This window comes from Pseudomonas sp. 9Ag (assembly GCF_902506445.1).
GTDB classification, from domain to species: Bacteria; Pseudomonadota; Gammaproteobacteria; order Pseudomonadales; family Pseudomonadaceae; genus Stutzerimonas; species Stutzerimonas stutzeri_AB.
This window is the reverse complement of the sequence record NZ_LR733836.1, coordinates 4,015,416-4,028,855: the sequence shown is the minus strand read 5'-3', so window position 1 is coordinate 4,028,855 and position 13,440 is coordinate 4,015,416. Positions and strand designations below refer to the sequence as shown.

The window sequence follows — 13,440 nt, the reverse complement described above, 5'->3', positions numbered from 1 at the left end:
ACGCTCCTTGAGGCAGCTTGGGGCCGGCCAGAATGAATCTACAACGCCAGCGAATGCCCGGCGGTTGCGGCTTGTTCAGCTCTTGGTGGAGAAACGGTATCCGGTGCCACGCACGGTTTGCACCAGGTTTTCATAGGTCTCGCCCAATGCTTTGCGCAGGCGGCGGATATGCACGTCCACGGTGCGCTCCTCGACGTACACATTGCCGCCCCAGACCTGGTCGAGCAATTGTCCGCGGGTATAGGCACGTTCCTGGTGGGTCATGAAGAACTGCAACAGACGGTACTCGGTCGGGCCCATGTCTGCGGGCGTGCCGTCGATGGTTACCCGGTGGCTGACGGGGTCCAGCAGCAGACCGCCGATCTCGATAGGCGTTTCGTTGTCGCTGGTGCCTGCGCGGCGCAGCACGGCCTTAAGGCGCGCAACCAGCTCACGTGGCGAAAAGGGCTTGGTGATGTAGTCGTCGGCGCCCACTTCCAGGCCCTGGATCTTGTTGTCCTCGGCGTCCTTGGCGGTAAGCATGATGATCGGTGTGTTGGCCGTCATCTCGTCGCGCTTGAGGCGTCGTGCCAGCTCGATGCCCGAGGTACCCGGCAGCATCCAGTCGAGCAGGATCAGGTCCGGTTGGCGGTCGATGATCAGCGCATGGGCCTGCTGGACGTTTTCCGCTTCAAGGCATTCGTAGCCGGCCATCTCCAGCGCTACCACGATCATTTCCCGAATCGGCGCTTCGTCATCGACGATCAGTATGCATTTGCCGTTCATGTCCGCTCTCGGTCCGTTTTATTGTCGCTCGGCATTAGATAACGGAAATGTTGCAGCCATGTGACAGGAAGTGACTCGCTGCAACAGGGGCTGGTGCCCGACCCGCTCTAGCAGATGGTTTCGAGGGGGCGGTCTTCGGTCAGGCTGCGTGTTGCGGCGGCTAGGCCGCTCTCGTCGCGTAGTCGAGCATGATCCCCACAAGAATCGCCAGCCCCGCCCAATGGTTGTGCAGAAAAGCCTGGAAGCAGACCTGTGGCTTGCGCGAGCGTGTTTTCCAGAACTCCCAGGCGAAACAGGCCGCGGCGATGGTCAGCCCGAGGTGAAACCACTGCCCGAGCTCGAAGCGTAGCCCGGCAAGGATCAGGCAGAACAGGACGAGGCCCTGCAGCGTGGCAATGATGACCCGATCAGCTTCGCCAAAGAGGATTGCGGTGGATTTGATGCCGATCTTCAGGTCGTCCTCGCGGTCGGCCATGGCGTAGTAGGTGTCGTAGCCCACTGTCCACAACACGTTGGCGATGAACAGTAACCAGGCTTCCGGCGGCAGCTCGCCTCGCTCAGCCGTAAAGGCCATCAGCATGCCCCAGGAAAAGGCTGCGCCGAGCACGACCTGCGGGTAGTAGGTGTAGCGCTTCATGAAGGGGTAGAGCGACGCGACACCGAGCGCGCCGAAAGACAGGAAGATGGTCGCTGTATTGGTCAGCAGAACCAGGCCGAAACTCAGTGCGACGAGAACGGCAAACAGGATCCAGGCTTCCTTCGAGGTGACCCTGCCCGTCGCCAGCGGACGGCCCTTGGTGCGGCTGACGTGTCCGTCCAGATTGCGGTCGGCGAAGTCATTGATCACGCATCCGGCGGCGCGCATGAGGATGACGCCGAGTACGAAGATCGCGACGTTCTTCGCGCTGGGCGAGCCCTCGCCAGCGATCCACAGCGCCCAGAGCGTGGGCCACAGCAGCAGATAGGTACCAATCGGGCGATCCAGTCGCATCAGCTGGATAAAGTCCCAGGCGCGCGGATGAAGGCGATTGCTCGATTGCAGAAGCTTTTGATACATCAGCTGGGCTCCGATCGGTGAGGGCGGTTGCGGGGCAGTGTGTGCCGGGTTCAGGTCGCGATCCGTGCGGCCTGCCACAGGGCCGGCAGAAACACTTCAGCGACCAGCACACGCAGATCGCCCTGACTGAAACAGGACCGGCGCGCCCACAGCTGGGACTGGCGCACATCCTGCGGCAACCAGGCGGTCGGATAGCGGCGGGCTTGCAGCGGTCCGCGGCTGAACGCCGGATCACTGAACAGCAGTTCGCCGAGTGAGCGGCTGCCCAGGTGTGGCAGGTCCAGCCCGGATCGTTCCAGCGCGTGGCGGCCGGCGACACTGCGGGCGAATACCCAGGGCTCGTGGTGGCCGCGCAGGTAGACCTCGCGCACCCAGCCCTCACTGCCCTCAGCCACGTCCAATGCGGCGCACTCATCGGCGCGCATGACCTGCCAACCTTCATTCAGCGGTTCGACGCTGAACGCACCGTTGGCGAGGTCGGTCAGGCGATGGGTGAGCGATCCCCGGTCGACGTAAAGCCAGTCGTGCAGCTCAGGGGCGGGCGGGGCGGAAAGATGGTCGGCAGGCAGCCAGGCTTGAGAATCGGGCACGGGCGATAACGGGCAGCAGAGAGAAGCGGCGAGTCTAGCATGGGGGCTGTCAAGCGGCGTCAAGGCGTAGGGTTTGCCTTGAGACGGCCAGCGCTTAACGCGGTGAGATGAGGGGGGCAGCGAAAAAATACGCTGTTATTTGCAGTGTCGCGGTTGAGCGCATGTCGCAGTTCACGGGCGGCGCGAGCCCCGCCTTGCGGCCTGTGCCGCAGGCGGGGTCTGGTGCGAACCGAGTCCTTGGGACTGGGTTAGCTCTGCTGGAACAGGCTCCGCAGTATTTGCGCAAGCTCGGTGATGTTTTTCTGAACGCCTGGCGTGAACTGATCACCCATGGCGTATGGGCGCCACTCTTCTTCAGCCATCTCGGTCTGGCGATCCAGTTCCTTCTCCATCACGTCCAGACGCTGCTGAGCTTTCTGAAGGTTAGGCTTGTTGACGCTCATGCCATCCATACGTTCCAGCGCCTGAACAAGATCCTCGACGGTTTCCTGCAAGTCATCGACCTGATTCGCCACGTCGGCGCTGTCGATTTCCTGCATTTTCTGGCTTTTCGCCCCGCCAAGCATTTTGGCCACTTCATCGAGATTGCTGGCGAGCTCGTTGACCTGCTGGGTCACGCTGACCTTGTAGTCATCGCCGGTGATCCAGGTCGACCAATCGTCGTCAGTACGCTCGGCTTTCTCGTCCAGGCGATGCTCCATCTGCTGATTGAGCTTTTGCTCCATCTTGTCCAGCTGGGAATCGCTCTGCTGCCAGTTGGCTACGCCCATGGAGACACCGGAATGGCGCAGCGAACCGATCAGGTCGGCAACGTTTTCGCGCACATCGTCAACGGCATCAACGACATTATGGCCAACTCGAATGGAGGCGCCTGCCTGCTGAGTCTGCATGCTCTTTTGCGTCTCTTGAGCGGCGGCGGGCAGCGCCAGGCTGGCGGCCATCAGGGCAGTGGCGAGTGCTAGTGGCTTCTTGTTCAATGCGTTCATTGTTCGTTCCTCACAGGTAGTGGTCGGGGTTCTGCTGGGCAATCACGGTGTGGCCCTCAGCGCGCCTGATTGCTGCGGCTGGCGAGACAAGCAGTGACTGTTTCGCACTGTTCCTCCTTTGTAAGGGCGCTAAGCCCGGGGCTTCAGGTGCTAGCGCTCGGTTTCGACGTCGACATTTGGAAGCGGCACGGACCGCTCCTTGATTCCGACATCCACGTCCGCATCTTTGACGTCATACTCGGGCATGTTGCCGCCTTGAACATCAACGTCGGGCAACTGGCCGGACTCTTCCTTTTCGATGGTGCAACCGCCTACGCCCAGCATGAGTGCCAAGAGACTGCCGCCGACGGCTAATTTGGTTGATTTGTTCATGCAAACGTCCTCCGAATGGCTAGCAATGACGCGGGTTCCCCAAGACAGCAACGCCTATGCGCCGCCGTGGCAACGGTTCGTCCGCGCTTACTAAAGTCGACAGGGTGTGGCTTTTACAGTTCAGCGAATTGTTCGGTTTGGCTCGACCGGCTGACAGAGCGGTCTATCTGGGTTGCCGGCTGTCAGGCGGCGAGGCATGACGCAAACAGCCATGCCAGACGGATCGAGAAGGGGTACTGATCCTCTACGTTGTTGGAGAGCAGCGATTACGCCCATCCCTCCAGGCGCATGGTCGCGCGCACCAGCCGCTGCTCCTCCTGCTCGATCTCCTTGAGGTTGTCGCGAATGCTGTGGATGTGATCGCGCGCCGCGCGCTGGGCCTGATCGGGCAGGCGCTCGGTGATGGCGTGGAACAGGCGAGAGTGCTGGCGATCGATCTGCCGCTTCTGCATCGGCCGGTGATAGAGGTTGTTCACCGAGGCAAACACGGTGGAGAGCATCAGGTCGGTCAACGACTGCAGGGTGTGCACCAGGACCGGGTTATGCGAGGCCTCGCTGACCGCCAGGTGAAAGGCGTGGTCGAGGCGCGCATGCTCGCGCGGATCGGCCTCCTCGGCGGTGTGCGCGGCGAGCATCTCTTCATAGCGGCGACGCAGCAGAACGAAGTCGGCATCGGTGCCGCGCAGCGCGGCCAGTCGCGCCGATTCGCCTTCGAGCAGGGCTCGGACTTCGAGCAGATCGTACAGGGTGCGCGGCTGCGAATTGAACAGGTGCATCAGCGGGCTGGCGTCCTGTTCGCCGGACAGCTTGGCGACCTGAGAGCCGCGCCCCTGGGACGTTTCGATAATGCCGCGACCGCGCAGTACGCGCAGCCCTTCGCGCAGGGCCGAGCGCGAAATGCCGAGTTTTTCGCACAGGCGACGTTCCGACGGCAGCGTTTGGCCCACCTTGAGCACACCGTCGACGATAAGCCGCTCGATACGCTCGGCCACCACGTCCGCCAGCTGGCGACGTTCCGTATTCTCGATCAACATGTTTCGCCTCCGTAACTGGTAGGACCAGTTTGGCGGGAGTCTATCTCACCGAGCCCGGTAGATGCATCAGCCCTTGTTATACGGGGCTACTGGCGGTCTCGGTTGAAAGGTTTCTGAAAGAAACTGGTAGGACCAGTGGTTTTCGAGATAGACGATGAGGGGCTGTCGGGCTAATGATGCGTCAAACCACCGCAGCTGGCCGTGCTGACGGTGAACGAAAGAAGAGCCTGACTGCCATGAATATCCTCTACGACGAACGTGTCGACGGTGAGCTGCCCAAGGTCGACAAGGCGGCGCTGCTGGCCGAACTGCAGGCGCAACTGCCCGGCATGGACATCCTCCATCGCGGTGAAGACCTCAAGCCCTACGAGTGCGATGGCCTGTCGGCCTACCGCACCACGCCGATGCTGGTGGTACTGCCCGAGCGCGTGGAGCAGGTCGAAACCCTGCTAAAGATTGCCCACAAGCGTGGCGTGCCGGTGGTGGCGCGTGGCGCCGGCACTGGACTTTCCGGCGGCGCGCTGCCGCTGGAGCAGGGCATCCTGCTGGTCATGGCACGCTTCAACAAGATTCTCAAGGTCGACCCGGCCGGTCGCTTCGCCCGCGTCCAGCCCGGCGTGCGCAACCTGGCGATCTCCCAGGCAGCGGCGCCCTATGAGCTGTATTACGCCCCCGATCCGTCTTCGCAGATTGCCTGTTCCATTGGCGGCAACGTCGCGGAGAACGCCGGCGGCGTGCACTGCCTGAAATACGGCCTGACCGTGCATAACCTGCTGAAGGTGGACATTCTCACCGTTGAGGGCGAGCGCATGGTGCTCGGCTCCGACGCGCTGGATTCGCCGGGCTTCGACCTGCTGGCGCTGTTCACCGGCTCCGAAGGGATGCTTGGCATCGTCACTGAAGTGACGGTCAAACTGCTGCCCAAACCGCAGGTGGCCAAGGTGCTGCTGGCGGCGTTCGACTCAGTCGAGAAGGCCGGTCGCGCGGTGGGCGACATCATCGCCGCGGGCATCATTCCCGGCGGGCTGGAGATGATGGACAACCTGTCGATTCGCGCTGCCGAAGACTTTATCCGTGCCGGCTACCCCGTGGACGCCGAGGCGATCCTGCTCTGCGAACTGGACGGTGTCGAAGCCGATGTGCACGACGACTGTGCCCGCGTGGGCGAAGTGCTCAAGCTGGCTGGCGCCACCGAAGTTCGGCTGGCCAAGGACGAGGCCGAGCGCGTCAAGTTCTGGGCTGGACGCAAGAACGCCTTCCCGGCGGTTGGGCGCATCTCGCCGGACTACTACTGTATGGATGGCACCATCCCGCGCCGCGAGCTGCCGGGCGTGCTCAAGGGCATCAGCGACCTGTCCGACGAATACGGACTGCGCGTGGCCAACGTGTTCCACGCAGGGGACGGCAACATGCACCCGCTGATCCTCTTCGATGCCAACACCGAAGGTGAGCTGGAGCGCGCCGAGGCGCTGGGCGGCAAGATTCTCGAGCTGTGCGTGAAGGTGGGTGGCTCGATCACCGGCGAGCACGGCGTCGGTCGCGAAAAGATCAATCAGATGTGTTCGCAGTTCAACGCAGACGAGCTGACGCTGTTCCACGCGGTAAAGGCGGCCTTCGACCCCAGCGGTCTGCTCAACCCCGGCAAGAACATCCCGACGCTGCACCGCTGCGCAGAATTTGGCGGTATGCACGTCCACGGCGGGCAGTTGCCCTTCCCTGAACTGGAGCGCTTCTGATGACGGTTTCCTTCGACGACAGCGGGCAGCTGCTCGATCAGGTCAACCAGGCGTTGGCCAGCAACACCCCGCTGCGTATTCACGGTGGCGGCAGCAAGGCGTTTCTCGGTCGCGAAGTCCAGGGCACGCCGCTTGATACCCGCGCCCATCGCGGCATCGTGACCTACGATCCGACCGAACTGGTGATCAGCGTTCGTGCCGGCACGCCGCTGGCCGAACTGGAGGCCGCGCTCGACGAGGCCAACCAGATGTTGCCGTGCGAACCGCCGCACCTGGGCGAAGGCGCCACCGTCGGCGGGATGATCGCAACCGGTCTGTCCGGCCCGCGGCGGCCATGGTCCGGCTCGGTGCGCGACTTCGTGCTGGGCTCGCGGGTCATTACCGGGCACGGCAAGCACCTGCGTTTCGGTGGTGAGGTGATGAAGAACGTGGCCGGTTACGACCTGTCGCGCCTGATGGCCGGCAGCTTTGGTTGCCTTGGCCTGCTCACCGAAGTCTCGCTGAAAGTGCTGCCCAAACCGCGCCTGTCGCGCAGCCTGCGGGTAGAAATGCCGGTCGATCGCGCGCTGCTGAAACTGGCCGAATGGGGCCAGCAGCCGGTGCCGATCACGGCGGCGAGCCATGACGGCCAGGCCCTGCACCTGCGCCTCGAAGGCGGCGAAGGTTCGGTCAATGCTGCTTGCGACCGGATCGGTGGCGAGACGCTGGATGCCGATTATTGGAACCAGCTACGCGAACAGCACCTGGGCTTCTTCAGTGATGCGCGTTCTTTGTGGCGACTGTCGCTGCCAACCAATACCGGTGAGCTGGCCCTGCCGGGCGAACAGCTGATCGACTGGGCCGGCGCCCAGCGCTGGCTCAAGTCTGATGCCGATGCAGAGGCCATCCGCGCCGTCGTCAGCGAAGTGGGCGGTCATGCCACCTGCTTTACCGCTGGCGCAGCGGCGAACCCGTTCCAGCCGCTGGCCGAACCGCTATTGCGCTATCACCGCCAGTTGAAGGCGGCGCTCGACCCGCAGGGGATCTTCAACCCCGGCCGCATGTATTCCGAGGTCTAGTTCTAACCATGCAAACGAATCTCAGCGAAGCCGCGAAGAAACTGCCCCGTGCCGAGGAAGCCGAAAGCATCCTGCGCTCCTGCGTGCACTGCGGCTTCTGCAACGCCACCTGTCCGACCTATCAGCTGCTTGGCGACGAGCTCGATGGGCCGCGTGGGCGCATCTACCTGATGAAGCAGATGTTCGAGGGCGGTGAAGTCACCGAGGCCACCCAGACCCACCTGGACCGCTGCCTGACCTGCCGCAACTGCGAAACCACCTGCCCCTCCGGCGTGCAGTACCACAACCTGCTGGATATCGGCCGCGACTTCATGGAACAGCAGGTGCCGCGCTCGACGAGCGAGCGCCTGCTGCGCACCGGCCTGCGCACGGTGATTCCACGCCCGGGCCTGTTCAAGGCCCTGCTAGGCGCCGGCAATACGCTGCGTCCGCTGATGCCGGCGACACTCAAGGCACACATGCCGCGCCAGGTCACCCCGGCCAAACAGCGGCCGCAGACCGTGCATGCGCGTCGCGTGCTGATTCTCGAGGGCTGCGTGCAGCCAAGCCTGTCGCCCAACACCAACGCCGCCACGGCGCGGGTACTCGATCGCCTGGGCATCAGCGTGATAACCGCGCGTGAAGCGGGCTGCTGCGGCGCGGTGGACTATCACCTCAATGCCCAGGAAGCCGGTCTCGACCGCGCCCGTCGCAACATCGACGCCTGGTGGCCAGCCATCGAAGGCGGCGCCGAAGCCATCGTGCAGACCGCCAGCGGTTGCGGGGCCTTCATCAAGGACTACGGCCATCTGCTGCGAAACGACCCGACCTATGCGACCAAGGCCGCCCGGGTCAGTGCCTTGACCAAGGATCTGGTGGAAGTGATGCGCAGCGCCGAACTGGAGCGGCTGAAGGTCGAGACCGACAAGCGCATGGCCTTTCATTGCCCCTGCACGCTGCAGCACGCACAGAAGCTCGGCGGCGCAGTCGAAGACGTGCTCACCCGCCTCGGCTTCCACCTCACCGCGGTGCCCGACGCGCATCTGTGCTGCGGCTCGGCGGGCAGCTACTCGATCACCCAGCCGGAGATTTCTCACCAGCTGCGCGACAACAAGCTCAACGCGCTGGAAAGCGGCAAACCGGAAGTCATCGTCACCGCCAACATCGGTTGCCAGACGCACCTCGACGGCGCCGGGCGGACCCCGGTGCGGCATTGGATCGAGATCGTCGAAGAGGCGATGCACTAACCCCAAACCCAAACGCGCCGTGACGCACATCGAATCGATCGACAGGAGAGAACATGAAAACCAAAGCCATGCTGACCCAGACCGAAGTGACCGCCATCCTGGCCGCAGCGCGCAGCGAAGCGCAGAACAACGGCTGGGCCGTGACCATCGTGGTCGCTGACGACGGCGGCCATCCGCTGGCACTGGAACGTCTGGACGGCTGCGCGCCGATCGCCTCCTACATCGCCACCGAAAAGGCGCGCAGCGCTGCGGTAGGCCGTCGCGAAACCAAGGGCTATGAAGACATGGTCAACGGCGGGCGCAATGCGTTCCTGTCCGCTCCGGTGGTTTGCTCGCTGGAAGGCGGCGTGCCGGTGATCGTCGAGGGCCAGGTGATCGGTTCGGTCGGCGTCTCTGGCGTGACCGCCGCTCAGGATGCACAGGTCGCGAAGGCCGGCGTTGCCGCTGTCGCCAACTGATTCGGGATAGGAGAACAACATGACCGAGCGCGTAACCCTGGGCCGCCTGCAAGTGGCGGCCAACCTGCAACGCTTCATCGAAGACGAAGTTCTACCGGGCACCGGTGTCGAAGCAGCCGCCTTCTGGAAAGGCTTTGATGAGCTGGTTCATGACCTGGCACCGAAGAACCGCGCCCTGCTGGCCGAGCGCGACCGCCTGCAGGTCGAGCTGGACAACTGGCACCGCAGTAACCCCGGCCCGATCAGCGACATGCCGGCTTACCGCAGCTTCCTCGAGTCCATCGGCTACCTGCAGCCCGAGCCGGGCGAGGTGAAGATCAGCACCAGCAATGTCGACAGCGAAATCGCCACCCAGGCCGGGCCGCAGCTGGTCGTACCCATTGGCAATGCGCGTTATGCGCTAAACGCCGCCAACGCCCGCTGGGGCTCGCTGTATGACGCGCTCTACGGCACCGATGCCATCAGCGAGGAGAACGGCGCGCAGAAGGGTCCGGGCTACAACGAAGTGCGCGGCGCCAAGGTCATCGCCTTTGCGCGCAACTTCCTCGATCAGGCCGCGCCGCTGGCTGAAGGCAGCCATGCCGAGTCGGTCAGCTACCGCGTGCAGGACGGCGGGCTCAAGGTCACCCTGGAAAACGGCAGCGTCACCGGGCTGCAGCAGCCCGAGAAGTTCGTCGGCTATCAGGGCGAGGCCGTCGAACCGACCGCGATCCTGCTGAAGAACAACGGCCTGCACGTCGAGATCCAGATCGACCCGAACAGCCCCATCGGCCAGACCGATGCCGCCGGCGTCAAGGATCTGCTGGTCGAAGCCGCCGTCACCACCATCATGGACTGCGAGGACTCCACCGCCGCGGTCGATGCCGACGACAAGGTGCTGGTCTACCGCAACTGGCTGGGCCTGATGAAAGGCGATCTGGTCGAAGACCTGGAAAAGGGCGGTAAGCGCATCACCCGCCGTCTCAACGAGGATCGCGAATACACCGCGGCCGACGGCTCCAGCCTGAAGCTGCACGGCCGCTCGCTGTTGTTCATCCGCAACGTTGGCCACCTGATGACCAACCCGGCGATTATCGACGGCGAAGGTCACGAGATTCCCGAAGGGATCATGGACGGCGTGGTCACCAGCCTGATCGCCAAGCATGACCAGCAGCGCAAGGGCAACTCGCGCACCGGCTCGATGTACATCGTCAAGCCGAAGATGCACGGCCCGGCCGAAGTGGCCTTTACCGACGAGCTGTTCGGTCGCGTCGAAGACCTGATCGGCCTGCCGCGTCACACGCTGAAGGTCGGCATCATGGATGAGGAGCGCCGCACCAGCATTAACCTCAAGGCCTGCATCGGCGCGGCGAAGAACCGCGTGGCCTTCATCAACACCGGTTTCCTCGACCGCACCGGCGATGAGATGCACAGCATCATGGAAGCCGGCGCGGTGCTGCGTAAGGGCGACATGAAGAGCACTGCCTGGATCCAGGCCTACGAGCGCAACAACGTGCTGGTCGGCCTGAACTGCGGCCTGCGTGGCAAGGCTCAGATCGGCAAGGGCATGTGGGCCATGCCGGACCTGATGGCCGCCATGCTCGAGCAGAAGATTGCTCATCCCAAGGCCGGCGCCAACACCGCCTGGGTACCGTCGCCGACCGGCGCCACGCTACACGCGCTGCACTACCACCAGGTCGACGTGCAGGCCGTTCAGGCCGAGCTGGAAAAGATCGACCTCGCCGCCGAGCGCGACAAGCTGACCAACGACTTGCTGACCATTCCGGTCGCGCCGGAGCGCAACTGGTCGGCCGCGGAAGTCCAGCAGGAGCTGGATAACAACTGCCAGGGAATCCTCGGCTACGTGGTGCGTTGGGTCGAGCAGGGCGTTGGTTGCTCCAAGGTGCCGGATATCCATGATGTGGGCCTGATGGAAGACCGCGCCACGCTGCGTATCTCCAGCCAGCACCTGGCCAACTGGCTGCGTCACGGCGTGGTCGACGAGGCGCAGGTTCGCGAGACGCTCGAGCGCATGGCCAAGGTGGTCGATCAGCAGAACGCTGGCGATCCGGCCTACCGTCCTATGGCGGCTGACTATGCTGGCTCGGCGGCGTTCCAAGCGGCTTGCGATCTGGTGTTCAAGGGGCGCGAGCAGCCGAGCGGTTACACCGAGCCGCTGCTGCACGCCTGGCGTCAGCGCTTCAAGCAGCAGGTCGGTTGAGCGGTAGCTGTCCAGTTGGCGGTCGGCTAGGGCCGACCGCCAACTCAGGTTGACGAGCCCCGGGCGCTTCAAGTGCCCGGGGCTTTCGAGCATGAGGGATCGGCCAATGTGACCTGTTGGTCAGTCGCTCGGACTGGAGTGAGTTGTTCATTTCAGCCATGCGTGGGACCGGGATGTTCCCGGATAGAAGCGGTTCACAACAAAAAACAAGGAACCCAACAATGAGTCAGACACTGCTGTCCATATTGGCCTTCGTGCCGCTGGTGCTGGCGGGGGTACTGCTGATCGGCTTTCGCTGGCCGGCCAAGTACGCAATGCCGCTGGTTTTCGTCCTCACTGCGTTGATCGGCCTGCTGGCCTGGGACATGACCTTCAACCGGGTCCTGGCTTCCACGCTGCAAGGCCTGATTCTTACCGCCGCGATCCTCTGGATCATCTTTGGCGCCATCCTTCTTCTCAATACGCTCAAGCACTCCGGGGGCATCGCTTCGATTCGTCGCGGCTTCGCCAACGTGAGCCCGGACAAGCGCGTCCAGGTGCTGATCGTGGCCTGGCTGTTCGGCTGCTTCATCGAAGGTGCTTCGGGCTTCGGTACGCCGGCTGCGGTGGCTGCGCCGCTGCTCGTCGCACTGGGCTTCCCGGCGCTGACGGCCGTTGTGCTGGGCATGATGGTGCAATCGACGCCGGTGTCCTTTGGTGCGGTGGGCACGCCGATTCTGGTGGGCGTCGCCGGCGGTCTGGATCAGGCCACCCTTGGCGGGCAAATGACGACCCTGGGTAGCAGCTGGGACGTGTTCTTCCAGCTGATCTACTCGCGTGTGGCGATCATTCATGCGCTGTGCGGCATCCTCATGCCGCTGATCATGATCTGCATCATGACGCGCTTCTTCGGTCGCAACCGCTCTTGGGGCGAAGGGCTGGCGATGGCGCCGTTTGCCATCTTCACCGGTCTGGCATTCGTCATCCCTTACGCTGCCGCGGGTGTGTTCCTCGGTCCGGAATTCCCGTCGATGATCGGCGCCCTGGTCGGTCTGGCCATCGTGGTTCCGGCCGCCAAGGCGGGTTTCCTGCTGCCCAAGACTAGCTGGGACTTCGCCCCGGCCAGCGAGTGGCCGGTGGAGTGGATGGGCAAGATCGAGATGAAGATCGACGACGTCGCTGGACGTACACCGATCTCCGTACCGATGGCCTGGGCGCCGTACCTGTTGCTGGCGATCTTCCTGGTAATGTCTCGTATCTTTCCTGAGCTCAAAGCCGCGCTGATGTCGGTCAGCTTCGGCTGGAAGGACATCCTTGGCGAAACCGGCGTGTCCGGTACCCTCGAGCCGCTGTATCTGCCAGGCGGGATTCTCTGCATGGTGGTGCTGGTGACCTTCTTCCTGCATCGGATGAAGGCCGCTCAGCTGGGCGCTGCCATCTCTGAGTCGAGCAAGACACTGCTCGGTGCTGGCTTCGTGCTGATCTTCACCATTCCCATGGTGCGGATCCTGATCAACTCGGGCGTGAATGGCTCGGATCTGGTGTCCATGCCGGTGGCCATGGCGCAGCTGGTAGCCAACAGCGTGGGCGGTGTCTATCCGTTCTTCTCGCCTGCGGTCGGCGCGCTGGGGGCCTTCATTGCGGGCTCCAACACCGTGTCCAATCTGATGCTCTCGCAGTTCCAGTACAACACCGCCAGCCTGCTGGGGCTCTCCGGCGCGTTGATGGTGGCGCTGCAGTCGGTGGGTGCGGCGGCGGGCAACATGATCGCCATTCACAACGTGGTGGCGGCTTCGGCCACGGTTGGCCTGCTGGGGCGTGAAGGCATCACGCTGCGCAAGACCATGCTACCAACGCTGTACTACCTTGTGATGGCCGGTAGCATCGGTCTGATTGGCTTTTATGTGATGGGTATCAGTGATCCGCTGGTAGGTATCGCGACCGCTCGCTAACGCGGCGTGAACCCGGACGGGCGGCTC

12 protein-coding genes are annotated in these 13,440 nt (G+C 63.5%); 6 read left to right on the top strand and 6 right to left on the bottom strand.

The features are described from left to right. Nucleotides 1-75 precede the first annotated feature (75 nt). The 6 genes from phoB to glcC all read right to left on the bottom strand — a co-directional run bounded on the left by phoB (nucleotide 76) and on the right by glcC (nucleotide 4,804). Nucleotides 76-765 carry a phosphate regulon transcriptional regulator PhoB gene (phoB, locus tag ALTERO38_RS18380; protein ID WP_159969256.1) on the bottom strand — a complete coding sequence of 230 codons (690 nt, stop codon included), beginning with the start codon at nucleotides 763-765 and terminating at the stop codon, nucleotides 76-78. Between the two features lie 160 nt (nucleotides 766-925). Next, nucleotides 926-1,822, bottom strand: coding sequence for a 4-hydroxybenzoate octaprenyltransferase (ubiA, locus tag ALTERO38_RS18375; RefSeq protein ID WP_159969255.1), 897 nt, complete (start codon nucleotides 1,820-1,822; stop codon nucleotides 926-928). Between the two features lie 50 nt (nucleotides 1,823-1,872). Next, nucleotides 1,873-2,412 (bottom strand): chorismate lyase, encoded by a 540-nt coding sequence (locus ALTERO38_RS18370; RefSeq protein WP_159969254.1) that lies wholly within the window; start codon nucleotides 2,410-2,412, stop codon nucleotides 1,873-1,875. Nucleotides 2,413-2,660: 248 nt separating this feature from the next. Then, the gene (locus ALTERO38_RS18365; protein WP_159969253.1) at nucleotides 2,661-3,398 is read right to left on the bottom strand and encodes a hypothetical protein; all 738 of its coding nucleotides are present in this window, start codon (nucleotides 3,396-3,398) and stop codon (nucleotides 2,661-2,663) included. A gap of 150 nt (nucleotides 3,399-3,548) precedes the next feature. Further along, on the bottom strand, nucleotides 3,549-3,770 hold the full coding sequence (locus tag ALTERO38_RS18360; RefSeq protein WP_102837769.1) for a hypothetical protein: 222 nt from the start codon (nucleotides 3,768-3,770) through the stop codon (nucleotides 3,549-3,551). A 266-nt stretch (nucleotides 3,771-4,036) separates the two neighbouring features. Further along, nucleotides 4,037-4,804, bottom strand: a complete 768-nt coding sequence (glcC, locus tag ALTERO38_RS18355; protein WP_102837768.1) for a transcriptional regulator GlcC — start codon at nucleotides 4,802-4,804, stop codon at nucleotides 4,037-4,039. A 236-nt stretch (nucleotides 4,805-5,040) separates the two neighbouring features. On the opposite strand from glcC, the gene glcD reads away from it, so the two are divergent. From glcD to ALTERO38_RS18325, 6 genes are all read left to right on the top strand, one after another. Then, nucleotides 5,041-6,540 (top strand): glycolate oxidase subunit GlcD, encoded by a 1,500-nt coding sequence (gene glcD / locus ALTERO38_RS18350; protein WP_148923944.1) that lies wholly within the window; start codon nucleotides 5,041-5,043, stop codon nucleotides 6,538-6,540. After that, entirely contained in the window at nucleotides 6,540-7,598 is a 1,059-nt protein-coding gene (glcE, locus tag ALTERO38_RS18345) for a glycolate oxidase subunit GlcE (protein WP_148923943.1), read from the top strand. Before glcD ends, glcE begins: the two co-directional genes overlap by 1 nt. Nucleotides 7,599-7,606: 8 nt before the next feature. Next, nucleotides 7,607-8,824, top strand: coding sequence for a glycolate oxidase subunit GlcF (glcF, locus tag ALTERO38_RS18340; protein WP_159969252.1), 1,218 nt, complete (start codon nucleotides 7,607-7,609; stop codon nucleotides 8,822-8,824). Nucleotides 8,825-8,877: 53 nt separating this feature from the next. Continuing rightward, on the top strand, nucleotides 8,878-9,282 hold the full coding sequence (locus ALTERO38_RS18335) for a heme-binding protein (protein WP_159969251.1): 405 nt from the start codon (nucleotides 8,878-8,880) through the stop codon (nucleotides 9,280-9,282). 19 nt (nucleotides 9,283-9,301) lie between these two features. Further along, entirely contained in the window at nucleotides 9,302-11,482 is a 2,181-nt protein-coding gene (locus ALTERO38_RS18330; RefSeq protein WP_159969250.1) for a malate synthase G, read from the top strand. Nucleotides 11,483-11,703: 221 nt separating this feature from the next. Further along, the gene (locus ALTERO38_RS18325) at nucleotides 11,704-13,413 is read left to right on the top strand and encodes an L-lactate permease (RefSeq protein WP_102837763.1); all 1,710 of its coding nucleotides are present in this window, start codon (nucleotides 11,704-11,706) and stop codon (nucleotides 13,411-13,413) included. Nucleotides 13,414-13,440 lie beyond the last annotated feature (27 nt).

Bases quoted from the DNA above. Each gene is read 5' to 3' on its own strand.
- phoB (WP_159969256.1), bottom strand. From the start codon at position 765: ATGAACGGCAAATGCATACTGATCGTCGATGACGAAGCGCCGATTCGG.
- glcC (WP_102837768.1), bottom strand. From the start codon at position 4,804: ATGTTGATCGAGAATACGGAACGTCGCCAGCTGGCGGACGTGGTGGCC.
- ALTERO38_RS18360 (WP_102837769.1), bottom strand. From the start codon at position 3,770: ATGAACAAATCAACCAAATTAGCCGTCGGCGGCAGTCTCTTGGCACTC.
- ALTERO38_RS18330 (WP_159969250.1), top strand. From the start codon at position 9,302: ATGACCGAGCGCGTAACCCTGGGCCGCCTGCAAGTGGCGGCCAACCTG.
- ALTERO38_RS18335 (WP_159969251.1), top strand. From the start codon at position 8,878: ATGAAAACCAAAGCCATGCTGACCCAGACCGAAGTGACCGCCATCCTG.
- ALTERO38_RS18325 (WP_102837763.1), top strand. From the start codon at position 11,704: ATGAGTCAGACACTGCTGTCCATATTGGCCTTCGTGCCGCTGGTGCTG.
- glcD (WP_148923944.1), top strand. From the start codon at position 5,041: ATGAATATCCTCTACGACGAACGTGTCGACGGTGAGCTGCCCAAGGTC.
- glcE (WP_148923943.1), top strand. From the start codon at position 6,540: ATGACGGTTTCCTTCGACGACAGCGGGCAGCTGCTCGATCAGGTCAAC.
- glcF (WP_159969252.1), top strand. From the start codon at position 7,607: ATGCAAACGAATCTCAGCGAAGCCGCGAAGAAACTGCCCCGTGCCGAG.
- ubiA (WP_159969255.1), bottom strand. From the start codon at position 1,822: ATGTATCAAAAGCTTCTGCAATCGAGCAATCGCCTTCATCCGCGCGCC.
- ALTERO38_RS18365 (WP_159969253.1), bottom strand. From the start codon at position 3,398: ATGAACGCATTGAACAAGAAGCCACTAGCACTCGCCACTGCCCTGATG.